23 protein-coding genes and 1 tRNA gene are annotated in these 24,154 nt (G+C 66.7%); 5 read left to right on the top strand and 19 right to left on the bottom strand.

What is annotated here, in order from left to right:
• Window positions 1-9: 9 nt before the first annotated feature.
• The 5 genes from ettA to NQ038_RS02810 all read right to left on the bottom strand — a co-directional run bounded on the left by ettA (window position 10) and on the right by NQ038_RS02810 (window position 6,434).
• On the bottom strand, window positions 10-1,692 hold the full coding sequence (gene ettA / locus NQ038_RS02830) for an energy-dependent translational throttle protein EttA (RefSeq protein ID WP_257047271.1): 1,683 nt from the start codon (window positions 1,690-1,692) through the stop codon (window positions 10-12).
• A gap of 81 nt (window positions 1,693-1,773) precedes the next feature.
• The gene (locus tag NQ038_RS02825; protein ID WP_257047269.1) at window positions 1,774-2,286 is read right to left on the bottom strand and encodes a hypothetical protein; all 513 of its coding nucleotides are present in this window, start codon (window positions 2,284-2,286) and stop codon (window positions 1,774-1,776) included.
• 50 nt (window positions 2,287-2,336) lie between these two features.
• Window positions 2,337-2,960, bottom strand: coding sequence for a single-stranded DNA-binding protein (locus NQ038_RS02820; protein ID WP_257047267.1), 624 nt, complete (start codon window positions 2,958-2,960; stop codon window positions 2,337-2,339).
• 172 nt (window positions 2,961-3,132) lie between these two features.
• A complete protein-coding gene (locus NQ038_RS02815) occupies window positions 3,133-4,716 on the bottom strand; it encodes a GTPase (RefSeq protein WP_257061834.1) in 1,584 nt (527 codons plus the stop codon).
• The gene (locus NQ038_RS02810; protein ID WP_257061826.1) at window positions 4,713-6,434 is read right to left on the bottom strand and encodes an ABC transporter; all 1,722 of its coding nucleotides are present in this window, start codon (window positions 6,432-6,434) and stop codon (window positions 4,713-4,715) included. The genes NQ038_RS02815 and NQ038_RS02810 overlap by 4 nt, the downstream gene beginning before the upstream one ends.
• Window positions 6,435-6,584: 150 nt before the next feature.
• Between NQ038_RS02810 and NQ038_RS02805 the strand changes: the two genes are divergently transcribed.
• The gene (locus NQ038_RS02805; protein WP_257047260.1) at window positions 6,585-7,133 is read left to right on the top strand and encodes a TetR/AcrR family transcriptional regulator; all 549 of its coding nucleotides are present in this window, start codon (window positions 6,585-6,587) and stop codon (window positions 7,131-7,133) included.
• A 13-nt stretch (window positions 7,134-7,146) separates the two neighbouring features.
• On the opposite strand, the gene NQ038_RS02800 is transcribed toward NQ038_RS02805, so the two are convergent.
• The 3 genes from NQ038_RS02800 to NQ038_RS02790 all read right to left on the bottom strand — a co-directional run bounded on the left by NQ038_RS02800 (window position 7,147) and on the right by NQ038_RS02790 (window position 9,873).
• Window positions 7,147-8,481, bottom strand: a complete 1,335-nt coding sequence (locus NQ038_RS02800; RefSeq protein WP_257047259.1) for a S1C family serine protease — start codon at window positions 8,479-8,481, stop codon at window positions 7,147-7,149.
• A gap of 106 nt (window positions 8,482-8,587) precedes the next feature.
• Entirely contained in the window at window positions 8,588-9,286 is a 699-nt protein-coding gene (locus NQ038_RS02795; protein WP_257061825.1) for a hypothetical protein, read from the bottom strand.
• Window positions 9,283-9,873: a TetR/AcrR family transcriptional regulator gene (locus NQ038_RS02790; RefSeq protein WP_257061823.1), complete on the bottom strand. Its 591-nt coding sequence runs from the start codon at window positions 9,871-9,873 to the stop codon at window positions 9,283-9,285. The genes NQ038_RS02795 and NQ038_RS02790 overlap by 4 nt, the downstream gene beginning before the upstream one ends.
• A 152-nt stretch (window positions 9,874-10,025) precedes the next feature.
• On the opposite strand from NQ038_RS02790, the gene NQ038_RS02785 reads away from it, so the two are divergent.
• Complete coding sequence (locus NQ038_RS02785) at window positions 10,026-10,385, top strand: DUF488 domain-containing protein (RefSeq protein ID WP_257061822.1); 360 nt, start codon at window positions 10,026-10,028, stop codon at window positions 10,383-10,385.
• 214 nt (window positions 10,386-10,599) lie between these two features.
• Complete coding sequence (locus NQ038_RS02780) at window positions 10,600-12,204, top strand: ABC-F family ATP-binding cassette domain-containing protein (RefSeq protein ID WP_257061821.1); 1,605 nt, start codon at window positions 10,600-10,602, stop codon at window positions 12,202-12,204.
• Window positions 12,205-12,221: 17 nt separating this feature from the next.
• On the opposite strand, the gene NQ038_RS02775 is transcribed toward NQ038_RS02780, so the two are convergent.
• The 4 genes from NQ038_RS02775 to NQ038_RS02760 all read right to left on the bottom strand — a co-directional run bounded on the left by NQ038_RS02775 (window position 12,222) and on the right by NQ038_RS02760 (window position 15,018).
• Window positions 12,222-13,268, bottom strand: a complete 1,047-nt coding sequence (locus NQ038_RS02775) for an aldo/keto reductase (protein WP_257047254.1) — start codon at window positions 13,266-13,268, stop codon at window positions 12,222-12,224.
• Window positions 13,269-13,345: 77 nt separating this feature from the next.
• Window positions 13,346-13,418: transfer RNA gene (locus NQ038_RS02770), tRNA-Arg, on the bottom strand.
• A gap of 82 nt (window positions 13,419-13,500) precedes the next feature.
• A complete protein-coding gene (locus NQ038_RS02765; protein ID WP_257058364.1) occupies window positions 13,501-13,830 on the bottom strand; it encodes a thiamine-binding protein in 330 nt (109 codons plus the stop codon).
• Between the two features lie 3 nt (window positions 13,831-13,833).
• Entirely contained in the window at window positions 13,834-15,018 is a 1,185-nt protein-coding gene (locus NQ038_RS02760) for an acetyl-CoA C-acetyltransferase (protein WP_257061820.1), read from the bottom strand.
• A 272-nt stretch (window positions 15,019-15,290) separates the two neighbouring features.
• Between NQ038_RS02760 and NQ038_RS02755 the strand changes: the two genes are divergently transcribed.
• Window positions 15,291-16,832, top strand: a complete 1,542-nt coding sequence (locus tag NQ038_RS02755) for a cell division protein (protein WP_257061819.1) — start codon at window positions 15,291-15,293, stop codon at window positions 16,830-16,832.
• A 40-nt stretch (window positions 16,833-16,872) separates the two neighbouring features.
• On the opposite strand, the gene NQ038_RS02750 is transcribed toward NQ038_RS02755, so the two are convergent.
• Complete coding sequence (locus tag NQ038_RS02750) at window positions 16,873-17,178, bottom strand: hypothetical protein (RefSeq protein ID WP_257047251.1); 306 nt, start codon at window positions 17,176-17,178, stop codon at window positions 16,873-16,875.
• 35 nt (window positions 17,179-17,213) lie between these two features.
• Between NQ038_RS02750 and nucS the strand changes: the two genes are divergently transcribed.
• Window positions 17,214-17,909, top strand: a complete 696-nt coding sequence (gene nucS / locus NQ038_RS02745; protein WP_257047250.1) for an endonuclease NucS — start codon at window positions 17,214-17,216, stop codon at window positions 17,907-17,909.
• A gap of 59 nt (window positions 17,910-17,968) precedes the next feature.
• On the opposite strand, the gene murA is transcribed toward nucS, so the two are convergent.
• Genes murA through atpA form a run of 6 tightly spaced genes read right to left on the bottom strand, consistent with a single transcriptional unit; the run spans window position 17,969 to window position 24,093 of the window.
• Window positions 17,969-19,261 (bottom strand): UDP-N-acetylglucosamine 1-carboxyvinyltransferase, encoded by a 1,293-nt coding sequence (murA, locus tag NQ038_RS02740; RefSeq protein WP_257061818.1) that lies wholly within the window; start codon window positions 19,259-19,261, stop codon window positions 17,969-17,971.
• On the bottom strand, window positions 19,262-19,726 hold the full coding sequence (locus tag NQ038_RS02735) for a DUF2550 domain-containing protein (RefSeq protein WP_257047248.1): 465 nt from the start codon (window positions 19,724-19,726) through the stop codon (window positions 19,262-19,264). It lies immediately after the preceding gene.
• Between the two features lie 14 nt (window positions 19,727-19,740).
• Window positions 19,741-20,001 carry a F0F1 ATP synthase subunit epsilon gene (locus NQ038_RS02730; RefSeq protein WP_257047247.1) on the bottom strand — a complete coding sequence of 87 codons (261 nt, stop codon included), beginning with the start codon at window positions 19,999-20,001 and terminating at the stop codon, window positions 19,741-19,743.
• A 3-nt stretch (window positions 20,002-20,004) separates the two neighbouring features.
• The gene (gene atpD / locus NQ038_RS02725) at window positions 20,005-21,459 is read right to left on the bottom strand and encodes a F0F1 ATP synthase subunit beta (protein WP_257047246.1); all 1,455 of its coding nucleotides are present in this window, start codon (window positions 21,457-21,459) and stop codon (window positions 20,005-20,007) included.
• Between the two features lie 36 nt (window positions 21,460-21,495).
• Window positions 21,496-22,422, bottom strand: a complete 927-nt coding sequence (locus tag NQ038_RS02720) for a F0F1 ATP synthase subunit gamma (RefSeq protein WP_257047245.1) — start codon at window positions 22,420-22,422, stop codon at window positions 21,496-21,498.
• Between the two features lie 36 nt (window positions 22,423-22,458).
• Complete coding sequence (gene atpA / locus NQ038_RS02715; RefSeq protein WP_257047244.1) at window positions 22,459-24,093, bottom strand: F0F1 ATP synthase subunit alpha; 1,635 nt, start codon at window positions 24,091-24,093, stop codon at window positions 22,459-22,461.
• Between the last annotated feature and the right edge of the window lie 61 nt (window positions 24,094-24,154).

Genomic DNA, 24,154 nt, shown 5'->3' with positions numbered 1-24,154 from the left:
CGGCCGGTGTCAGCCGCGGGTCAGACGACGGTGCGTCACCCGGTGGGGCCGCGCGGCGTCCTCGCCCAGGCGCTCGACCTTGTTCTTCTCGTAGCCTTCGAAGTTGCCCTCGTACCAGTACCACTGGGCGGGGTCTTCCTCCGTGCCCTCCCACGCCAGGATGTGGGTGGCGATACGGTCGAGGAACCACCGGTCGTGGGATACCACCACAGCGCAACCGGGGAAGGCCAGCAGGGCGTCCTCGAGCGAGCTGAGCGTCTCCACGTCCAAGTCGTTGGTGGGCTCATCGAGCAGCAGCAGGTTACCGCCCTGCTTGAGGGTCAGCGCCAGGTTCAGCCGGTTGCGCTCACCGCCGGAGAGAACTCCGGCCTTCTTCTGCTGGTCAGGACCCTTGAAGCCGAACGCCGAGACATAGGCCCGTGAGGGCATTTCGACATTGCCGACCTGGATGTAGTCCAGTCCGTCGGAGACGACCTCCCACAGCGACTTCTCCGGATCGATTCCACCGCGGTTCTGGTCGACATAGCTGATCTTGACCGTTTCGCCGACCTTGAGTTCTCCACCATCGATCGGTTCGAGACCCACGATCGTCTTGAACAGAGTCGACTTGCCCACGCCGTTGGGACCGATCACGCCGACGATGCCGTTGCGCGGCAGATCGAACGACAGTCCGTCGATCAGGGTGCGCCCGTCGAAGCCCTTGACCAGGTTCTTCGCCTCGATGACGACATTGCCCAGCCGCGGGCCCGGCGGGATCTGGATCTCCTCGAAGTCCAGCTTGCGGGTCTTCTCCGCCTCAGCCGCCATTTCCTCATAGCGGTTCAGACGGGCCTTGGACTTCGTCTGCCTGGCCTTGGCGTTGGAACGAACCCAATCGAGTTCCTCCTTGAGCCGCTTGGCCATTTTGGCGTCCTTCTTGCCCTGCACCTGGAGGCGCTCTTCCTTCTTCTCCAGATAGGTCGAGTAGTTGCCCTCATAGGGATACAGGTGACCGCGGTCGACCTCCGCGATCCATTCGGCCACGTGGTCGAGGAAGTACCTATCGTGGGTCACGGCGATGACGGCGCCGGGGTAGGAGTGCAGGTGCTGCTCGAGCCACAGCACCGATTCCGCGTCCAGGTGGTTGGTCGGCTCGTCGAGCAACAGCAGATCGGGCTTCTCCAGCAGCAGCTTGCACAGGGCGACGCGGCGGCGTTCACCACCGGAGAGGACCTTGACGTCGGTTTCCGGCGGTGGGCAGCGCAGGGCGTCCATCGCCTGTTCCAGCTGGGAGTCCAGGTCCCAGGCGTCGGCGGCGTCGATGGCCTCCTGGAGTTTGCCCATCTCCTCCATCAGCGCGTCGAAGTCCGCGTCGGGGTTGGCCATCTCCTCGGAGATCTCGTTGTAGCGGTCGAGCTTGGCCTTGATCTCACCAACGCCCTCCTCGACATTACCCAGGACGGTCTTGTCGTCGTTCAGCGGCGGTTCCTGCAGCAGGATGCCCACCGTGAAGCCGGGGGCCAGCTTGGCCTCGCCGTTCGACGGCTGGTCGAGGCCCGCCATGATCTTGAGGATCGTCGACTTACCCGCGCCGTTGGGACCGACCATGCCGATCTTGGCACCGGGGTAGAACGACATCGACACATCGTCGAGGATGACCTTGTCACCGTGCGCCTTGCGCGCCTTGTACATGGTGTAAATGAACTCTGGCATAGTGCCCTTAGCCTATCCGGTCAGCCCACACCCGGGCCAGTCCCGGCACCGTTTACACTGCGTAGGACCTGTTCGACCGACTCAGCCGTCACCGGGCAGCAGTTCGTCCGGGCCAGTCTGCTCGGAACCCCGGGGCTCCCCCGAAGGCGTGGCGACTCCCGCCGGCCGTTGCACATCGCCCACCAGGCAGGTTCCCGTACTCTTGGTCCGCGGGACCTTCTTAGCCTCGACCTTGCCGCCGCGGATCTCGCCGATCACGCAGCCGCCGGACACCCGGACGCCGAACATCTTGGCCGGAATCCCCGTATCCAGGGGCGTGGCATCGATGGTGGCCTCCAGCGCGGACTTCTTGTAGCCCGCGGCGGTCATCGTCTGGAAGAAGTCCTTGGCGCTGGGCGCCTTGTCCTTCTGCGCCAGTGGCTTCAGGGTCTTGATCACCTTCTGCACATCCGCGGGAGTCTGCTTCTTCCCCGGCGTGGGATCATCGGCGGGAGCACTGCCCGAAGGACCGAACAGGCTGCAGGCGCTCAGGGCGAGCACCATGGCACTGCCACCGAGGACGGCGACGACACGGGACTGGATGTGGGCTCTCACAGGCCCCACTCTATCCCGGTGCCGCCGCTTGCCGCCACGGCGGCGGCACCTCAGAAGGGCGCGTCGTCATCGCCGACTGCGGCATCCACGTGAGTGCTCACGGTGGTGCGGGGCGTCGTCGCGGCACCGACGGCTTGGGTGTAGGACCCGGTCTGTCCGGCGCCGAAGCCCGCCGGCTCCGAGTCCGCACGCTGTTCGGCCTGGTCCGGGGGCGGTCTCATGCTCCAGGCATTGGTGTCCTGCCCGTCCGACCCCGGTGCGGTGTCCGCCTCGAGGCGGGCGTCGCGTTCCTCCTCCCCGCGCTGCTGCTTGGACCGGGTGGTGATCGCGCCCCTGCCGAATTGCAGATTCAGACCGACGGCCTCGGCGATGATGACGAGGCTGTTACGGACATTGCCCGCGGCATCCTTCCATTCGCGATCCGTCACCCTGCCCAGCACGATGACCGGGTCTCCCTTGTCGATCGACTTCCTGACGTTGTCCGCCAGCATCCCGTTGCAGCTGACGTCGAACCAGGTCGGATCACTGTTCTTCCACTGTCCTGATTCGCGATCGAACCAACTGTGGCCGACCGCCAGGCGGAACCGGACCCAGGGCCGGTCCTCCCTGTCCTGTCCCGCGGTGGGCGGGCCGCCCACGTGTCCGATGAAATGGTTGAGCATCTTGGTGTTCATCACTGCCTCCCACAGGTATTCGTGAACACCACCAGCGAACCCGGCACGGGACCTCGGGCACAAGGGAGACACGTGTGCCTGTGGACACCGTCGGCGTGTCCCCAGGCAGCGGACGCGCCGGTCCCCGGTCGGTCCACAGGCGCGCGACGCCCGATCGCCGGATGTCGGGCGCCTAGCGCAGGGAGTCGAAGACGGCCTTGTGCTCGGCCAGAACCTCGGTCACCGGGGCCAGATACGATCCGGCTGCCGCCGCGAGCACGGCCTGTTCGAGGTCACGGTGGACCCGGGCCTCGGCCTCATCGGCCCCACGGTCGCGCCCGCCCTTGGCGCTGCGCGAGGTCACCAGGGACCCGATGAGGCCCACCAACAGGGCCACGGGGCCCGCAATCCACACAGGCCATGACACACCGGTCGTTCCCGCAACCGCCAGGACGATCGCGGCGACTGTGCCGATGAGGCCCACCAGGGTCAAGATGAAGAACAGCCACTGGAAGAAGCGTGCAGTGGCCCACCACCCCGGGGGCGTTGTGGTGATCTGCACTCCGGTGACCGCCTGGTCGAGCGAATCGGTCAGCTCACTGGCGGTGCTCCGTTCGGCTTCGGACACCGCGGAACGCCAACTCGACGGCAGGCTCGCCGCGGCCTCGGCGACGACTTCGTGCGCGGCCAGACCCACCTGCGCGCTCTGCGTCGGAGTGGTCGCAGGCACCGAGGCCCTGATCAACGCTGCACGGTTGGCCCCGTGCCGCGATCCCAACGGGTCGGCCTTGCCCCGCTGCATCCAGACCAGTGGCGGATATCCTGTCGCCTGGTAAGACCTGCGAGTGTAGTCGTCGTGCACCGTCTGGCCCAGTGCGTCGACGCCCGCAGCATCGGTCATCGCAGAGACCAACCGGGCCGCACCCGGCAGCGCCTGCGGATCGGCGACCGGCTCGCCCAGCTCGGACTGGATCCGTCTGGCCACCGTCCGCAGATCGGCGACCAGACGCTGGGATGCCGCGGCCCGCTCCGACACCCGACGGACCAGGCGCTCGCGGATCTCCTTGACCCCCTCGCGGGACTTCGCCGAGGCCAGGAGGACATCGGTCTGATCCAGCCCGTCATTGGTCAGCAGGCTGCGCAAATGGGTGGCCGCGATCTCCCGGTCCTCCGGTGCCAGACGATCGACCTGGTTGAGCACCACGACCATTGAGGAGTCCTGTTCGCTCATCTGCGAGAGATACCGCGAGTGCAGGGCGAAGTCTGCATACTTCTGGGGGTCGACGACCCAAACCAGCACGTCGACCAGGCCGACCATCCGGTCCGACTCCTCCCGGTGTTCCACCGCGGTCGAATCGTGATCCGGCAGGTCAAGCAGGACCAGGCCGTGCAGGGCCCGCTCGTCGTCGCCGTCGAGCGCGGATTCGCGCCATGTCCGGTTCTCCTGGGGAACCTCCAGCCAATCCAACAGGTCCTGCGCGCCATCGCCCCAGACACAGGCAGTGGGCTTCGAGGTGGTGGGGCGGCGCACCCCGACGCGGGCCAGCTCCAGACCGGACACCGCGTTGAACAGCGATGACTTGCCAGAACCGGTCGAACCGGCGAAGGCCACGACCGTGTAGTCCTCCCCCATGCCCATCCGGGCACTGGACTTCTTGAGCACGCTGCGGGCCTCCGCAACAGTCTCCGGGCTCAGGTGCCCCGCGGGCAGGGTCAGGGCCTGCCTGATGCCCTGTGCATAATGAGCGATCTGCTCCTTGATGCCCGGCTCACTCACAGCAGTTCCTCCAATCGGGCGCTCGCCGAGCGCAGTCCGCGTCCCTGCCTGGCCGGGACCTCGGCCACCGTCAGGGCTTGTTCGAAAGGACGCCGGCAGCTGCGCAGCAGCTCACCGGTCCCGGCCTCCAGGTCCGTGCGCAGCCCGCCGAGCAGGCCGGAGACGACGTCGGGGCCGAAGATCGTGTCGAGCAGGTGCTCGGCGACCTCGGCGGTATTCGCGACGACCCTGGCACGCCCCGGGGTCTGCACATCTACCCCGCTGACCAGCGAGATGAGCACGACGGCGCCCACCGCCTCGACTCCGAAGGAGAGGATACGGGCCTTCGCCTTGCGTGTCTGCGATGCCTGGGAGACCTCGGCGAACACCTTGCCGACGAACTCACGGGTGAAGTCCTTGGCCGACTCCGTGAAACTGGCCGGCACCGCCGCCATATGCCGGTTGCGGTCCAGCAGGGCCGTTCCGGCAGGGGTCTGCTGCCAGGCCAGTGCCGTGCGCCCTACCGCTTCGACGGCGTGCAGTCGGATGATCTGGTTGATAGAACTCTGCAGGGAGGCGATGAGCGGGCCGGCGGTGTCCTGTTTGCCCACGACCCGGGCAGTCAGCCGATCACGCAGACGGGCGACGGACGGCTCGAGCCCTTTGAAGAACTGGCCGGTGCCGATGAAGTCCTGCCACCGGGCCTGGACCTCGCCGCGTACCGCATCGCCGCGCCGCAGTGCTGCGGACAGTTCGTCGATCTGGCCGGCGAATGCGCCCTCGACGGCCGTGCTGAGTTCGCGGTGCGCGTCCTCCTGCCTGGTTGCATCGTCGGCCAGGGTCTCGATCTGCGCACCCACCGTGTGCAGGGCCCCCAGCAGGGTTCGGTTGATCACACGCAAGCGGGCGCGGTCGCCCGTGGCCAGGTTGAACAGCCAGGACTTCACGGGGTAAACGGCCGATTCGGGCAGCAATCCGTGTTCCAGGTCGATCTCCGGAATGGTGAACAGGGGCGCCTGGCCCAGGCCCGCGGCGTGCAACAGCCCGCCTAAATGGTGACGGACCTCGCGGTTGGCATCGGCGGGGACCCGGTCGAGCACGACGGCAACCGAGGTCCCCCGGTCCGAGGCCCCCTTGAGCACCTCCCACGGCGCCGCGTCGGCGTACCGGGCGGAAGTGGTCACGAAGAGCCACAGGTCAGCGGCTCCCAACAGCTCACGGGAGACCTCGCGGTTGGTCGAGGCCACCGAATCGATATCGGGCGAGTCGATCAGCGCGATCCCGGCGGGGACCTCTGTGCTTTCGACCAGTTGCATCGAGGGCCTGCCGGCTGCCGTAGATCCCCCTGCGATGCGTTTGAGACTGGGGAAGATGCGGTTACCGGTGAAGAAGTCGGCATCGGCCGGATTGTGAATGAGCACGGGCCAGGTGGTGGTGGGTCGCAGTGCCCCCGCCCGGGTGGCCTCCGTGCGCAGGATCGAATTGACCAGGGTCGACTTGCCTGCGCCGGTCGAACCGCCCACGACGACCAGCAACGGTGCACGTGGATCGGCCGCTCTGGGAATCAGGTAGTCGCCGAGTTGGGCCCGGAGCCTGATCTGCAGTTCACGTCCCGCCTCCGCCCCGGAGGCCGCCAGGGGAAACCGCGCCGCCCCGACTCGGGCAACGAGGTCGCGCAGGGCAGGGCCCAGTGCGGTCGGTAGCTGTTGGTCGCTCGTCGCGATGGTAGTCACGCTCATACTCTGACTGTTTTCTCAGTCTCCCACCAGTCGGCGCGCCGTGGGAGGCGGCAATTCTTATACCGACACCCGTAGTGTCAGAACCCTCACCCTGCGTCGTGGGGCACCGCCGGGAACCTGTGTATACGGGGTCAGACGTAAGCTGACACCATGAGCTCGCATCCCCATGCAGACCCGACACCACGGAATCCCGACTCCATGGTGCGCATCGTCACGGCCGTGCGCGAACTGGCTCTATTGGACGATCCCGACAGGTTGACCATCACCGCGATCGTGAACCGCGCAGGCGTGTCCCGCCCCACGTTCTATGCGGCATTCCCCGATGTCCCCGCCTCCCTGGCCGCCGCTGCGGACGACCTGCTGCGGGAGGTCTTCTCGGGTATCCATCCGGCACCCCCTGGCACCGTCGACGACTCTGTGATCGCCGAGCACCTGGGCACCGTACTGACCAGACTGCGCATCCACACAGCCTTCTTCAGCCGAGTCCTACCCTCACGTGCCGGTTTCCGTGTGCTGCGCGGGGTCATCGAGTTCGTCGTCGAGCGCCTGCTGGGTACCCCCAGCGCGCACACCGATGTCGAGGCGGTCGAGGCGGTGGCCGCCGGAGCCGTCTGGCTGATCTACCGGTGGCTCGACTCCGGCTGTGAGGAATCCATCGCCCACGTGGTGACACGGGTGACCGGCTTCATCACGCGCTAGCGGCCGGGCGCCCTCAGGACGCCGGACCCTGGGTCAGGGTGACCGTGGCGGCGTGGGATGCGCCGGCGGAGTCCGTCCATTCGATCTTCACCCGCTGTCCGGGATCGTAGCCGGACAGCGCCTTGGTCAGGGCCGTGGGCGATGCAATCCTCGTGCCTCCCACCGAGGTGACCAGGTCGCCCTCCTCCAGGCCGGCCTTGGCCGCGGCCGTGCCGGCGATGACACCGGCCACGGGCGCACCCGAAGCGACTCCGCCGGCACTCCCCTCGGCCCCCGCTGAGTCCTGGTCTGCAGCGGCGACCTGGACGCCCAGGAAGGCCGGATAGCCCAGGGACACCCCAGCGGATTCGTCCCCGGCGGTGATCCTGTCCGCGATCGACATCGCGTCTTCTATCGGGATGGCGTAGGCGGTGATCGTACTGCTGCCCGAGGACGCCGCCGTGTTCATCCCGACGACCTCGCCCTCATCGTCGAGCAGGGCCCCACCGGAGTCCCCGGAGACCACCCGGGCGGAGATCTCGATCATCCCGTCCAGTGACTCGGAGCCGACCGTGCCCTCGGATTCGGTCGTCACAGTGGAGTCCAGGGCGGTGATGGTGCCCCTGGCCGCAGCCAGCTCTCCCCTGCCCTGGGCGTTGCCGACCGCCGTGATCGCCTGTCCCACCTTCTCCTGATCCTCGTCGAGGGCGACGGTGGCCAGGTCCTTCGCCCCGGTCAGCTTGAGCACCGCGACGTCGTCCTGCGCCTGTGTGCCGACCACAGTGGCCGTGTACGTCTTCTCACTTGCCGGCACGGTGACCTTGATCGAGGTGGCCCCGGCGATAACGTGGTTGTTCGTCAGCACAGTGCCGTCGGACTTGACGACCATGCCGGTGCCCGCACCTGCTGCGCCCTCGTACTTCAGGTTCGTGTTGATGATGACGACCCCTGCCGCCTGCTTCGCGGTGGCCGAGGTCGCCGCTGCCTGGCCCGAAGCTGTACCGGTGCCCGCTTCGCCGGCGGAGTCTTGTCCGCCCGGAACCTGCCGTGCGCCCCCTGCCCCATCGCCGAGGCCGTCGGACGAGCCGGGACCGGCACTGCCATCGGCGCCCTGTACTCCGGATCGCCCGGTTCCGGGTTGCCCGGTTCCGGCCGCCGCCTGATAACCCGGCGCCTGCTGGACCGTGCTCCCCTGCTCCGCCACGACCGCGAGCGCGGACTCGATGCCGAAGGTCGCCGGCACCCCCAGGACCAGTCCGGTGGCCAGACCCAGGCCGGCGGCCAGGGCGCCGATGGGTCCCGGCTTCTGATACCAGTGCCGCGCGGCGGTGGCGTTCACCGGGTACTGCGGGTGCTGCTGCACGTTCATGATGTTCTCCTCGTCGTGTGCGTTGAGACCATCACATCGTTCCGGGTGAAGGGGGTGCTTTGTGCAGCCTGTGGCGCAGCTGTGGAACCTGGGACCCTGTGACGATTCAGCCCTGCCGGCCGATCGTCCGGATCTGTTGACGGCCGTCACGGTCGCGGACCATGACACCTCTGTCCCGCAGTGCTTCCAGTGCGTCCTCGGCGGCGCCTCCACGTTTATCGGCCAGGGCCCGCCGGCGGCTCCGCAGCAGCTCTTCGAGGTCTTCTTCCACCAGACCTGCGCCGTCCACCCAGGTCGTGAAGTCCGCTTCGTGGGGGTCCACGGGGGCGAGTCCGGGGAGCCCGTGCGCGTCCAGCGCCGCTACCAGGCCGGGGACCATCTCGGCCTCCAGCCTGCTGCGGAGGAGTTCACGCCCGCCCGCGCCCAGTACGAGGAGTTCCTTGTGCCCCGTACGGGCCAGTCCGGAGATATCCTCGGCCGCTATGAACCGATCGGCGTCCTCCGTGTGCACGGTGATGCCCCGGGCGGAGACCTTGATCGCACCGGCCTCGTCCATCCACTTTCCGACGATCAGGAAGCCGCCGATCGCGCCGACGACGGTCAACACCGGGATCGCCCAGGCCAGCGGCAGTTCTGCCGCGAGGCGCAGCATTCCCGGCGCGTCTCCGATGCGTCCGACCAGCCAGGAGACCAGCGGGCCGACTACGAATGCCGCAAGGAGGCCGATGAGGCCCCCTCCGACGATGAAGGCTGGTCTGTACCCCGTGGGGATGGCGACGGTGCTCGTCGGGATGGAAGCGGTCATGCGCAGGGTCCTTTCAGGTAGCCCAGGGCGGTGCGCCGCACCTCCGGCGCCGGATTTCGTCCGGGTTCGGCGTTGAGATAGCAGGCGTCGACAATGGTCAGCAACCAGCCGGCAGCAGCTTCAGGGTCTATCCCCTGGTCGATCTGTCCGGCTGCGGCGGCCCGGGTGATCAGGTCGATCAGCCCGGCGCGCTGCACTGCCGACACGGCTTCCGAGGCGGCGATGAGTTCCGGATCGTGACCCATCCGCCGCAGCGATTCGATCAGCATCCCCTGTGCATAGGGATAGGCGGCGTCCGCGGCCAGGGTTTCGAGGATGTCGAGGATCGCGGCCAGCGGGTCGCAGGTGTTGGCGTGTCCGGCGATGAGGTCCTCTGCCGCCGGCAGGTCCGCTTCGAAGGGCGCGCGGAACAGCGCGGCCTTGTCCGGATAGTAGTAGAAGACGCTGCCGGGGCTGATACCGACCTCCTGTGCCACTTGGGCAACGCTGGTCGCCTCGAAGCCCTGGGTGGCGAACAGCCGGGCGGCGGCCGCGGCGATCTCCGCCTTCTTCTGCGCAACCCTCTCCGGATCGACTTTCCTGGCCATCTGCGGCTCTCCACATTTATTATCTGATTGGTCAATCAGATAATACCAGGCGGTACGACCCACTGACCCTCGCACAGGCGCCTCCCCGACCCGGCGATGTCCGGAGGCGTTACGGGCTCGCGCCTTGGACCCAGCGGGTCTAGCCTGGGGCCATGGACATCCGGACGGAACGTGTGTACGACTGGTCGCCGGACGCCGGCGAATACGCGACACTGGTGGACCGACTATGGCCACGCGGAGTCAAGAAGGAGCGCCTGGCCGCGGCTTCCTGGGACAAAGAGGTTGCGCCCAGCCCGGACCTGCGGAAACGGTTCCACGCCGGAACCGTCGACTTCCCCGACTTCGCAGGCGAATACCGCGCGGAGCTGGAGGGCTCGGACGCCCCCGCAGCACTCGTGAATCGTGCCACTGCAACCGGCGCCCACACGCTCGTGCTGCTGTTCGCGTCCAAGGACACCACCCACAATCACGCCGAGGTCCTGGCCGACTATCTGCGCGGGATCGCCGCCTGACTCCCTGCCCGGAGGCCGTCGCCCCGGGTGACGCAGATCTCTGGAAGTTCCGGCGCGCGCCTGCTATCGTCGAGCCGTCCCTGTTTTCCACGTGAGGATCCCCAAAATGCTGATCGACGACCGTCTGGCCGCGTCCCCACCGCGCTGACCCCGTCGATCGCCCTGCACTGAGGGCTCCGGTGTCAGCGCTTGCACTGACAACCCGGGAGTCCTCATGCTATCCACTCAGAAGCCGGCTGTGACGCTGGCAGACCTTTCCTTCACCTGGCCCGACGGCACCACCGTATTCCGTGACCTGTCTGCCACATTCCCCCTCGGCCGCACGGGCCTGATCGGATCCAACGGCACGGGCAAGACCACTCTGCTGCGCATCATCGCAGGCGAGCTGGTGCCCAGCGCCGGCTCCGTCACGGTCACCGGACACCTCGGCTATCTGCCCCAACACCTCATTTTGGACGCCGGCGCCGGCGTCGCCGGGCTGTTGGGCATCGAATCCCGGGTCAGCGCCCTGCGCGCAATCGAGTCGGGAGACGCCGACCCGGCGCATTTCGATGCTCTCGCCGACGACTGGGACGTCGAGGCCCGTGCCAGAGCGGCGCTGGATCGCGTCGGTTTGACCGACATCGAACTGGACCGCCCGGTCGGGAGCCTCTCCGGTGGGGAGACGGTCCTGGTCGCACTGACCGGTCTGGCACTGGCCGGCGACGAAGTCGTGTTGCTCGACGAACCGACGAACAACCTGGACCGCGCCTCCCACAGCCTGCTCTACGAGGCGATCGATTCCTGGCGGGGGTCGTTGCTCGTCGTCAGCCACGACGTCGAATTGTTGGATCTGATGGATTCGACGGCGGAGCTGCGCGACGGAGCACTTGAGGTATTCGGCGGACCCTATCGGGCCTACCAGGAGTACCTGGAGGTCCAACAGGCCGCCGCCGAACAGGCCCTGCGTTCGGCCGAACAGCGGCTGCGCACCGAGGAACGCCAGCGGATCCAGGCGCAGACCAAGCTGGACCGGCGCCGACGCTACGCGCGGACCGACTTCGAGAACAAGCGCAAGCCGAAGATGATCATGAACAACCGCAAGCAGGAGGCGCAGGTCTCCGCCGGCAAGCTGCAGGGCCGCCACGACGCCTCCGTCGACGCCGCCCGGCAGGTTGTGGCCGAGCAGGAACAACGGATCCGCGGCGATGCCGGTATTTCGATCGACCTGCCCGACCCCGAGGTGCCTGCGGCTCGCAGGCTGGCGGCCCTGCGCGATGGGCGGGGCCGTGAGTTCATCGTGCAGGGCCCTGAACGCGTGGCGCTGACGGGACGCAACGGGATCGGCAAGACCCGGCTGCTCGAGGAGCTGGTCCACCCGGAACGAGAGGCCGGCGCCGCGCGCGGTTGCCGGGCAGAGGCCCTCACCGACCGAATCGGCTACCTGCCCCAGCGCCTGGACCATCTCGACGATGATGCGACCCTGCTCCAAACCGTGCGGGCTGCGGCCCCGAGGGCCACGGAGCACCGCCTGCGTGCGGGCTTGGCGCGCTTCCTGTTCCGCGGTAACACGGTGCAACGGCGCGTCGGCGACCTGTCCGGCGGGGAGCGCTTCCGCATCGCGCTGGCGACCTTGCTCTTGGCCGATCCGCCCTGCCGGCTGTTGGTGCTGGACGAGCCGAGCAACAACCTCGACCTGCGCAGTGTCGATGAGCTGGTCTCGGCGCTAAGCGATTATCGCGGCGGACTCATCGTCGTCAGCCATGATGAGCACTTCCTGGACAGGCTGGGCATCGACACCCGGATCACCATGGACGAAGCCGGACTGTCGCTCCGGTGATCAGGGGCGCCACGGCCTCACCGGAACGTCACGGGTGATCCGTTGCGCGCATCGGCCCAGTTGTCGATCCCACAGTCGACGGCGAACCGGTCGATCTCCCGCAGTTCCGCTTCTGTGAAGTCGAGGTGGTCCAGCGCGTCGAGGTTCTCCTCCAGCTGGGCCACGCTCGAGGCCCCGGCGACCAGGCTGGTCACGCGCGGGTCGCGCAGTGCCCAGGACAGTGCCAGTTGGGCCAGTGACTGGCCGCGTCCGGCTGCGATGTCGTGCAGGCCCTGCAGGCGAGCGCGCACCTCGTCTGTCAGCCAGTCGGGGTTGAGCGTGCCCCCTTGGGCTGCGCGGGCGCCGTCCGGGATGCCGCCGATGTACTTGTCGGTCAGCATGCCCTGGGCCAGCGGGCTGAAGCCGATGATGCCGAAGCCCTCATCGGCGGCCGCGTCGACCAGTCCCTCGGCTTCAATCCAGCGGTTGAACATCGAATAGGAGGGCTGGTGGATCGTCAGGGGTGTGCCCAGCCCGCGCAGCAGCCCGGCCATGGTGCGGCTGTCCTGGGGAGAGTAGGAGGAGATGCCGACGTAGTGGGCGCGGCCGGAGCGCACGATGTGGTCCAGCGCGGCGGCTGTCTCCTCCAGCGGGGTGTCCGGGTCGGGCCGGTGATGGTAGAAGATGTCGACTGCGTCCAGTCCCATGCGCTCGAGCGAGCGGTCCAGGCTGGATACGAGGTATTTGCGGCTGCCGCCGATCCCGAAGGGGCCGGGCCCCATGGTCCAGCCGGCCTTGGTGGAGATCACCAGCTCATCGCGGTGCGCGGCCAGATCCTGTTTGAGGATCCTGCCGAGGTTCGCCTCCGCGGCACCCGCCGGCGGGCCATAGTTGTTGGCCAGGTCCAGATGGAAGACACCGCGGTCGAAGGCCGCGAGCACGATCTCCCGTTGCGTCTGGATGCTGCGGTCATCGCCGAAGCGCTGCCAGAGTCCCAGGGACAGGCCGGGCAACTGCAGGCCACTGCGGCCCGAACGGCGGACGGGAATGTGTGCATAACGGTCTGCTGCCGGCTGATAGCTCATGCTGCGATCCTATAGCCTGAGACGATCTGTGGCATCCGATCGAGCCGTAGCCGCGACCCGTGCCGCATACACCTCTGCGCCCCCGGCAGGACTCGAACCCGCGACACATGGGGTAGAAACCCACTGCTCTATCCACTGAGCTACGGAGGCCAAGAACCCGCGGAAACCGCAGGTCCAGGACTAGGTTACCCTGTGGGGCCCGGGGTTTCACCTCGGGCCCCACAGGTGCCGATCATCCCCGGTGGGCGTCCAGGCGTTCGGCCAGCGCGGCCTCGACCCGTTCCACCTTGCCGGTGATCTCCCCGGTGTGGCCGGGACGGATATCGGCCTTCATGACCAGGGAAACGCGCGGACCGTAGGCGGCAACGGCCTGCGTCGCGGCCTTGACCACGGCGAAGACCTCGTCCCACTCCCCTTCGACCGTAGTGAACATCGAGGACGTTTCGTTGGGCAGGCCGGAGGCCCGCACGACCTCCAGGGCGGCGGCGACGGCATCGTGGACCGACCCGCTACCCGAGGGGTCTTCCCCTCCCGAGGGCGAAACCGAAAAGGCCAGGAGCACGTCTCAGCCCTCCACCTTGATCACCAGCGCGTCGCCCTGACCGCCGCCACCGCACAGCGCCGCCACACCCAGGCCACCGCCGCGGCGTTTCAGTTCGTGGGCCAGGGTCAACACGATGCGCGCACCCGAGGCCCCGATCGGGTGCCCCAGGGCGATCGCCCCGCCATTGACGTTGACCCGTTCGGCGTCGATGCCCAGGTCCTGCATACTGGCCAGTCCCACCTGGGCGAAGGCCTCGTTGATCTCGTACAGGTCGAAGGAGTCCGCCGCCACGCCCTCACGCGCCGCGGCCTGCTTGATCGCCTGCGACGGCTGGTGCTGCAGAGTCGAATCCGGCCCCGCCGTCCAGGCGTGGGAGCGGATCTCGGCCAGGATCGGCAGACCGGCTGCGACTGCCTTGTCCTTGTTCATCACGACCACGGCTGCCGCCCCGTCGGAGATCGGTGACGCATTGCCCGCGGTGATCGTGCCGTCGGGCCTGAACGACGGCCGCAGACCCGCCAGGGACTCCGCAGTGGAATCCGGGCGGACACCCTCGTCCCGGTCGACGACGACCTCGCCCTTGCGGGTCCTGATCGTCACGGGCACGACCTCGTCGACCAGGCGGCCCGCCTCCCAGGCGGCACCGGCCCGCTGATGCGAGCGTGCGGCGAACTCATCCTGTGCCAGGCGGGAGAACTCCACGTCCCCGGCGTTCGCGTCCTCGGTCAGCGCACCCATCGCCTGGTCGGTGAAGGCGTCCCACAGCCCGTCGTAGTCCATGTGGTCGCGCAGCGGCACCGTGCCGTATTTGTAACCCTGACGGGACTTCTCCAGCATGTGCGGGGCATTCGTCATCGACTCCTGCCCGCCGGCGACCACCACATCGTATTCGCCGGCGCGCACCAACATCGCCGCGTGCGTGATCGTGTTGATGCCGGAGAGGCACAGTTTGTTCAGGGTTACCGCGGGCACGTTCATCGGAATACCGGCTTTGGCAGCCGCCTGACGCCCGGGCCCCTGACTCAACCCGGCCTGCAGCACCTGGCCCATGAGCACGTACTCGACGGCTTCGGGGTCCACGCCCGCTTTGTCAAGGGCGCCCTTGATGGCGATTGCGCCCAGGTCGACGGCGGACAGGCCGGACAGTCCGCCCAGCAGCTTTCCCTGCGGGGTACGGGCGCCCGCGACGATCACGGCTTCGGCCATATGTTCACTCCTGTTCTCCGGTCGCGGACCGGCTGCGGTCAACGACGTTGTCAATGCATTTCGGCGCGATCGAACGAGCATGCCGGCCGGGTTCGGGTGGCACCCACGGACCGTGTGACCACGCTCGCCCAGCTTAATGCACTTCCACCATCCCGGCGCCCTCCCCCACCTCCGTGGGACACGACCCGACGAATGATGGAGGTCCCAGCAATCCTCAACTTCACTCACTAGAGTTAACGGCGAAGCCAGGCCCAGACACACTAGGAGCGAACGTGACACCCCCCGAAGAGTTCCGCACGTCGATGCGCGGTTATGAGAAGAACGAGGTCGATTCCCGCATCGCGCAATTGCGCGGTGAGATCGACTCCCTGCGCAAGGCGCTGACGGATGCGCGCAGCCAGGTCATCACGGCCGATCGCGCCAAACTCCAGATCGCAGGGGAACTCTCGGAGGCCAAGGCCCAGCTGAAGAAGGCCGCGGAGTCCTCCCCGGAGTCGCAGGGTGCACCCGGCAGCCGGATCGACCATCTGCTCAAGATCGCCGAGTCGCAGGCGAGGGAGACCCTCGCCCAGGCCACCGCGGATGCGGAGACGATCCGCAACAAGGCCCGCGCGGACGCCGCCAGTTCGCGTGCGCGGATGCGCACGGAGTCCAATGACACCCTGAATTCGGCGCGCAACGAAGCCGAAGCGATCAAACAGGCCGCCGAACTGCGCGCCAAGGAGACCACAACCGCCGCGCAGACGAAGGCGGAGGAACTGGTGGCCGCGGCACAGCGCAAGGCGGCACAGCTGCGCAGCGAGGTCGAGCAGGAGGCCTCGCAGTCCCGTGAGGCGCTCAAACGGGAGCTGTCCACGACCAGGGCGGACGCCCAGAAGGAAGTCGCCGATCTGCGCACCACGGCCAAGACGGAGGCCCAGCAGTTGCGCGCCTCCGCCGCCGAGGAGTCCCAGAAGGTCAGGTCCGAAGCCGAGGCCGCTGCCAGGAAGGTCACCGAACAGGCCGAGGCCAAGGCGAAAGAACTCACCACTCGAGCAGAGAAGACGGCCGAGGAAGCCCAGCAGCGCGCCGACGCACTGGACGTCGAGCTGGCCAACCGGCGCCAGGCGCACGAAAAGGACGAACAGGCCCGCTTCGCCAAGGCGGCACAGGACAACGACCGGCTGACGAACGAGGCCAAAGCGCGTGCCGCCGAAGCGGACGAGGCCGCCACGCAGGCCGCCGCCAGGGCCGAGGCCATCCGCAAGGAGGCGCTGGACAAGGCCGACCAGATCATCGCCGATGGGAAGAAGCGCTCCCAGGAGCTCATCTCCGAGGCCCGCGCCACTGCCGAGGCGACCATTGAGGAGTCCTCGGCGGAGGCCAAGCGCAATGTCTCAGCCGCCCAGGCCCAGGTCGATCTGTTGACCAAACAGCGGCGCACCATCACAGCACAGCTCGAGCAGTTGCGCTCCATGTTCGCAGCCCCCGGGCTGTTCGACGATATCGACCTGGCCGAGGACAAGTCCGATCAGGTCAAGGCCGCGGCCTTCCCGACCGAGCGCATCGCCTCGGGTGAGGAACTCGATCAGCTCAAGGCACAGGAAGCGCCCAAGGGCGCTGCGGCACGCCCCAAGGACGCTCCCAATACCCCGTCGCCTGCCCGGGGCACCGGCGGAGTCAAGGCGAAGGGGCGTCTGCAGTCCGACGGTGGTAGCGCCAAGGACGCGGCGGCTTCCGGCGATACCGAGGCCAAACAGCCCCAGACGAAGCCCCAGGAGCAAACCGACGCACCCACCGAGTCGTTGCCCCGGAACAACAATCGGAACCGCTAAGGTCCGGGCTCTCCGAACCCGGTTCCGGCTTCAATGCCCGTCACCGCCTGCGGTGGCGGGCGTTGAAGCACGAGGTGTGCCAGTGTCTGCGGTGGGCCAGCCCGACTCCCACGCCGAATTCGTCCTCGGAACGCCAGGCCACCGTGTGGGGTGTACCCGCCGGCAAGTCCTGATTGCACCCGGGGCAGGTGTAGACCTTCCCCGATGAGTTCCCCCGTACCGACTGGACCACCCATTCGCCGTCGGGGCCCTCGACCACATGACGGATCGAATTGAGTGAGATACCCAGTTCATGGGTCTCCCTTTGCCATTTGTTCTTTCTACGCGAGTTCGAGGATCGAGGCATGTCCCCTATTTTGTCATGCGGTAGAGTGGTCTGCCGTGCGTTTGGTTGTAGCGAAGTGCTCAGTTGATTATTCCGGCCGCCTGGCCGCCCATCTCCCCGCCGCGGATCGGGTCCTCATGCTCAAGGCGGACGGTTCGGTCCTGGTTCACTCCGACGGCGGCTCGTACAAGCCGCTGAACTGGATGAGCCCGCCGGCAACCGTGCGGGTCAGCGAACCGGACGCGGAACAGGCCGCCGCCGGCGCACAGGAGATCTGGCAGGTCGAGCACAAGAAGACCGGTGACAGACTGGTCATCACGATCTTCGCCGTCCATACGGACACCAGTTACGATCTCGGGGTGGATCCGGGTTTGATCAAGGACGGCGTCGAGGCCCATCTGCAGGAATTGCTGGCCGAGCACATCGAAACGCTGGGCACCGGTTTCGCAACCGTGCGCCGCGAGTACATGACGGCGATCGGACCCGTCGACATCCTGGCCAGGGACTCCGCAGGCGGCGCAGTGGCGGTGGAGATCAAGCGGCGGGGCGAAATCGACGGGGTCGAACAACTGACGCGCTACCTGGAACTGATGAACCGCGATCCGCTCCTGGCGCCGGTCGCCGGCGTCTTCGCTGCGCAGGAAATCAAACCGCAGGCGCGCACACTGGCCGAGGACCGGGGCATCCGGTGCGTGGTGCTGGACTACGATGCGCTGCGCGGGATGGACGACCCGGAGACCCGTCTCTTCTGAGGAGCCGGGCCCACGCCCCCACCTGGGCTCTCCTCGGCCGGGGTCAGACCGTGCTCGGCTCAGTCGATGTCGAGTACGGTCGCACGCTCGATGCGCTCGATGTCGGCACCCAGGGATTTGAGCTTGTCCACGAAGAACTCATAGCCGCGGTCGATATGGCTGACCCCGGAGATCTCCGATACCCCGGTGGCGGCCAGGCCGGCAATCGCCAATGCCGCACCGGCCCGAATGTCCGAGGCCTCCACCTCGGCACCGGAGAGTTCGGGAACCCCCGTGATGAGCGCATGATTACCGTCGACGGATACCTGTGCGCCCAGCCGGGCCAGCTCGTTGACGAACCGCCAGCGCGCCTCGAACAGGTTCTCGGTGACGTATCCCTCACCATCGGCGACCGCGTTGAGCGCGATCGCGAAGGGTTGAAGGTCGGTGGGGAATCCAGGATAGGGCAGGGTGGAGATGCGCACACTGTGTGGGCGCGTCGGTCCGGTGACCCGGAAGCCACCGCCCACGGCCTCGACCCGTTCGACCACGGCACCGGCAGTTTCGAGTTTCTCGAAGACATGCGGCAACAGTTCGGTACCAGCGCCATGGACCTCGATCGAACCACCGGTGATAACGGCGGCGAAGGCCCACGAACCCGCCACGATCCGGTCCCCCACACAACGATGGGTCACCGGGTGCAGTTCGGAGACCCCTGAGATGGTCAGCTGGGACGTGCCGATCCCCCGGATATCCGCGCCCATTTCGACGAGCATCGTGCAGATATCGACGATTTCGGGTTCTTTGGCCGCATTGTCCAGCACGGTGGTGCCATCGGCCAGCACCGCCGCCATCACCAGGTTCTCCGTTGCTCCGACCGAGGGGAAATCAAGGTGAAAGTGCGTACCGTGCAGGCCATGGGGTGCTGCCGCGACGAAGTAGCCGTGATCCAGGTGGACCTCGGCGCCCATCTCCTTCAGGCCCGCTTCATGCAGATCGAGCCCGCGCGAACCGATCGCGTCGCCGCCGGGCAGGGCGACCTGGGCCCGCCCCATCCGGCCCACCAGGGGGCCCAGCACGGAGATCGAGGCGCGCATCGCACGGACCAATTCGTAGTCCGCCCTGATCCCAGGTGCCGCGGGGACGTCGATGGAGACCTCACCGGCCTGCGCATCGTAGTCGATCGTGCAGCCCAGGCGCTCGAGCAGACGGACCATGATTGTCACGTCCAGAATCGCCGGGACGTTGACGATGGTCGAGCGGCCGGGGGCCAGCAGGGTGGCGGCCATCAGCTTGAGCACGCTGTTCTTCGCACCGCGGACCTCGACCACGCCGTTCAGCCGGCAGGGCCCCGTCAACCGGAGGACCTCCATTTAAGTAAACCGTCCCATCGAATGATTGAGTCCAGGTGGCGCGGATTCCAGCCACGAGGAGAACGCCGCCAGTGGTTCACCGGCGATTGCGCAGGAAAACGTGCGGGGCGCTCCGGCGAAACCACCGGAGACGATATCGACCACGATTGCCCCGGGCTGCAGGCTCGGCTCCTCCGTCGGCTCGGGCGCGCGGCGCGCGGCGATCTCGATATCAGCGCGCGGCAGGGTCAGAGCGGGCTTGGTGTACAGCCCGAACAGTGGGAACCACTGAAAGGACTCGACGCCGAGTACGGCGAAGCCCAAACGCCAACGTGGGCGGGATTTCTCCGCGCCCACGTGCATGGTGCATTCCACAGCGCCGGGCCTTCGTGAGAGGGCCCGGCGCCGGGAAATGAGAACGGCGACGTAGACCGCTACCAGCCCTACCAACGAGAGCAGAATAATCAGTAGGTACGTAGGGTTCACGTCGCGCGCTCTTCTTATTTGATCAGCTCGGCGGAGTCCGCGGCCACCGTGACATCGTCACGGTTGACGGACAGGAAGCCTCCGTCCGAATGGACCTTCACCACATCGCCTGAGGGAGTGGTGATCGTGACCTCGCCGGGGGCCAGAACGCCCAGCACGGGCTCGTGCCCCGACAGGATGCCGATCGAACCGTCCACGGTCTTCGCCGACACCCGGGTCGCTTCGCCCGACCAAACGGCGGCGTGTGCTGCGGCCACGGTGACGTTGAGAGCCATGGATCAGTTCTCCTTCTGCAGCTCGTCGTAGTTGCGCAGAACGTCTTCGATCGGACCCACATTGAAGAAGCACTGTTCCGGAATGTGGTCGTAATCGCCGTTGCAGATGCCGTTGAAGCCGTCGATGGTGTCCTTGATGGAAACCGTCGAGCCCTCGACGCCGGTGAACTGGAGAGCGGTGTAGGTGTTCTGCGACAGGAACTGCTCGATGCGACGGGCACGGTGCACGGTGACTTTGTCCTCTTCGGACAGTTCGTCGACACCGAGGATCGCGATGATGTCCTGCAGTTCCTTGTTCTTCTGCAGGATCTGCTTGACCCTGACCGCGCAGTCGTAGTGGGCCTGGCCCACGTACAGCGGATCGAGGATGCGCGAGGTCGACGTCAGCGGGTCCACGGCCGGGTACAGACCACGCGATGCGATATCGCGGTTGAGCTCGGTCGTCGCGTCCAGGTGGGCGAAGGTCGTCGCCGGAGCCGGGTCGGTGTAGTCGTCGGCGGGAACGTAGATCGCCTGCATCGAGGTGATCGAGTGACCACGCGTCGACGTGATCCGCTCCTGCAGAACGCCCATCTCATCGGCCAGCGTCGGCTGGTAACCCACGGCCGAGGGCATCCGGCCCAGCAGCGTCGAAACCTCGGAGCCGGCCTGGGTGAACCGGAAGATGTTGTCGATGAACAACAACACGTCCTGGTTCTGGACATCGCGGAAGTACTCCGCCATGGTCAGACCGGTCAGGGCGATGCGCAGACGGGTGCCCGGCGGCTCATCCATCTGGCCGAAGACCAGTGCGGTCTTGTCCAGCACGCCCGACTCGTCCATTTCCATGATCAGGTCGTTGCCCTCACGGGTCCGCTCGCCGACGCCGGCGAACACGGAGACACCGCCGTGGTCCTGGGCCACACGGGTGATCATTTCCTGGATCAGCACGGTCTTGCCGACGCCGGCGCCGCCGAACAGGCCGATCTTACCGCCCTGCACGTACGGTGTCAGCAGGTCGATGACCTTGATGCCCGTTTCGAACATCTGGGTCTTCGACTCCAGCTGGTCGAAGTTGGGCGCCTCGCGGTGGATGGACCAACGCTCGGTGATCTCGTACGGTTCGTCGATCATCGAATCGTTGAGCACGTCACCGGTGACGTTGAAGACCTTGCCCTTGGTGACATCGCCGACCGGCACCGAGATGGGTGCACCGGAGTCGACGACCTCCTGGCCGCGGACGAGGCCGTCGGTCGGCTGCAGGGAGATGGCACGGACGATGCCGTTGCCCAGCTGCAGTTCCACCTCGAAGGTGATCTTACGCGTGCCCTCGGCCAGGTCCACGTGCGTGGTCAGGGCGTTGTAGATCGAGGGAACCGCGTCGAGCGGGAACTCGATATCAACGACCGGGCCGATAACACGGGAGATCCGACCAATGGTCCCTTGGACCTGGGGGGTTTCCGAAGTTGTGGCAGTCATGTCTACTTTCTTTTCTGCTCTCTGTTACAAGCTCACTCAGTCGGCGACCCCGGACGAGGCCAGCGCATCGGCACCGCCCACGATCTCGGAGATCTCCGCCGTGATTTCCGCCTGACGCGCGTTGTTGGCCAGTCGGGTGTACGTCTTGATCAGCTCATCCGCATTGTCCACGGCGGTGTTCATGGCCTGCTGACGCGCAGCCTGCTCGCTCGCCGAGGCGTTGAGCAGTGCGGCCAGAATACGCGATTCGATGTACTTCGGCAGCAGTGCGTCCAGCACGGCCTCCGAACTCGGCTCGAATTCGTAGAGGGGGAACACCTCGCCGCCGGCCGCCGGTGCCTGATTGCCCGGAGCCTCGGGGGCGTCCACGACCTCCAGCGGCAGCAGCCGCAGGTATTCCGGGTCGTAGGCCACGCTCGACTTGAAGCGGGTGAAGACCAGGTAGAGCTCATCGACGCCGCCGCCGGCGCTGCCTGCTTCGAAAGAACCGAGCAGCGTCTGGCCGATCTCGCGGGCGTCCTCGTAGGTCGGGGTTTCGGAGATCCCGGTCCACGAGCGCTCGATGGCACGGTCGCGGAACGTATAGTAGGTCTCCGGCTTCCGGCCGACGGTGTACAGCTTGACCTGCTTCCCCTCGGCCTGCAGCAACTCGACGAGTTCCTCGGCCTGCTTGATCACATTCGAGGAGTAGGCGCCGGCGAAACCACGGTCGGGACCCATGACGACGACAGCCGCGCTACGGACATCTTCGCGTTCCGTCGTCAACACGTGGTCGACATTCGACAGGGTCGCAACCGCCGACACCGCGCGGGTCAGGGCCTGTGCGTAGGGCGTTGAGCCCTTGACCCGCGCGATCGCCTTCTGGATCCGGGACGCAGCAATGAGCTCCATCGCCTTGAAGATCTTCCGCAAGGACGATGTGGAGCTGATCTTCGCTTTGAAGACCCTCTGCTGAGCACCCATGGAGTATTCCTTTCCTTAAGCGTCGTCGGGCAGCGCTCAGCGCTGCTTGACGATCTTCTCCTGTACGACCTCGTCCGAATCCGCGGCGTCGTGCGCCTCGGTTCCGGCTTGGACGCCAGTGGAGGATCCGGCCTGGAACTCCTTCTTGAAGTCCGTCACCGCGGTCTTGAGCTGGTCGATCAGATCACCGGACAGCTTGTCCTTGAGATCGCGGATGGTCTCCAGCAGATCCGTCTTGCGCTCCAGGTAGGCATGGAATTCCGCCTCGAAGCGCAGCACGTCGTCGACCGCCACGTCATCCAGGTAGCCTTCCGAACCGGCCCACACGGACACGGTCTGCTTCTCGGCGGGCATCGGGGTGAACTGACCCTGCTTGAGCAGTTCCATCAGACGGGCACCGCGTTCCAGCTGCTGCTTGGTCGCCGGGTCCAGATCGGATGCGAACATCGCGAAGGCCTCGAGCGAACGGTACTGGGCCAGCGAGATCTTCAGCGTGCCGGACACACCGCGCAGCGGCTTGGTCTGGGCCGAACCACCAACACGCGAAACCGAGACGCCCACGTCGACCGCGGGACGCTGGTTGGCGTTGAACAGGTCCGACTGCAGGAAGATCTGGCCGTCGGTGATGGAGATGACGTTGGTGGGGATGAACGCACCCACGTCGTTCGCCTTCGTCTCGATGATCGGCAGACCGGTCATCGAACCGCCACCCAGTTCGTCCGACAGCTTCGCGCAGCGTTCCAGCAGGCGGGAGTGCAGGTAGAAGACGTCGCCGGGGTACGCCTCACGGCCCGGCGGGCGACGCAGCAGCAGTGAAATGGCGCGGTAGGCCTCGGCCTGCTTGGACAGATCGTCGAAGACGATGAGGACGTGCTTGCCCTCGTACATCCAGTGCTGGCCGATCGCGGAGCCCGCGTAGGGCGCCAGGTACTTGAAACCGGCGGGGTCGGAGGCCGGGGAGGCGACGATGGTCGTGTACTCCATTGCGCCGGCCTCTTCGAGGTCGCGCTTCACGGAGGCGATCGTCGAGCCCTTCTGACCACAGGCGACGTAGATGCAGCGGACCTGTTTCTTCGGATCGCCCGACTCCCAGTTGGCCTTCTGGTTGATGATCGTGTCGAGCGCGATGGCGGTCTTACCCGTCTTGCGGTCGCCGATGATCAGCTGACGCTGACCACGGCCGATCGGAATCATCGCGTCGATGGCCTTCAGACCCGTCTGCAGCGGTTCCTTGACCTCTTTACGGCTCATCACGTTGGGAGCCTGCAGCTCCAGCTCGCGATGTCCCTCGGCGACGATCTCGCCGAGTCCGTCGATCGGGGCACCCAGCGGGTCCACGACGCGGCCCAGGAAGTTGTCGCCGACCGGCACGGAGAGCACTTCCCCGGTACGGTAGACTTCCTGCTCCTCCGCGATCGTCGAGAACTCACCCAGCACGACGACGCCGATCTCGCGTTCGTCGAGGTTCTGGGCCAGACCCAGCGTCCCGTCCTGGAAGCGCAGCAGCTCATTGGCCATTGCGCCGGGCAGACCGGAAACGGTGGCAATACCGTCACCGGCGGTGACGACCTTGCCGACCTCTGTCTTGTCTGCGGCCTGCGGCGAGTACGTGTCCACGAACTTGCCCAGGGCGTCCCGGATCTCCTCCGGGCGAATTGTCAGTTCCGCCATTGCGGTTTCCCTGCTTCCTTTACGTGTGTTGCGTGCGACCGTACGCGCGGCCGCGGATCAG

Source organism: Brevibacterium sp. 50QC2O2, from assembly GCF_024580675.1.
GTDB lineage: Bacteria > Actinomycetota > Actinomycetes > Actinomycetales > Brevibacteriaceae > Brevibacterium > Brevibacterium moorei.
This window is presented reverse-complemented; position numbering and strand designations above follow the sequence as displayed.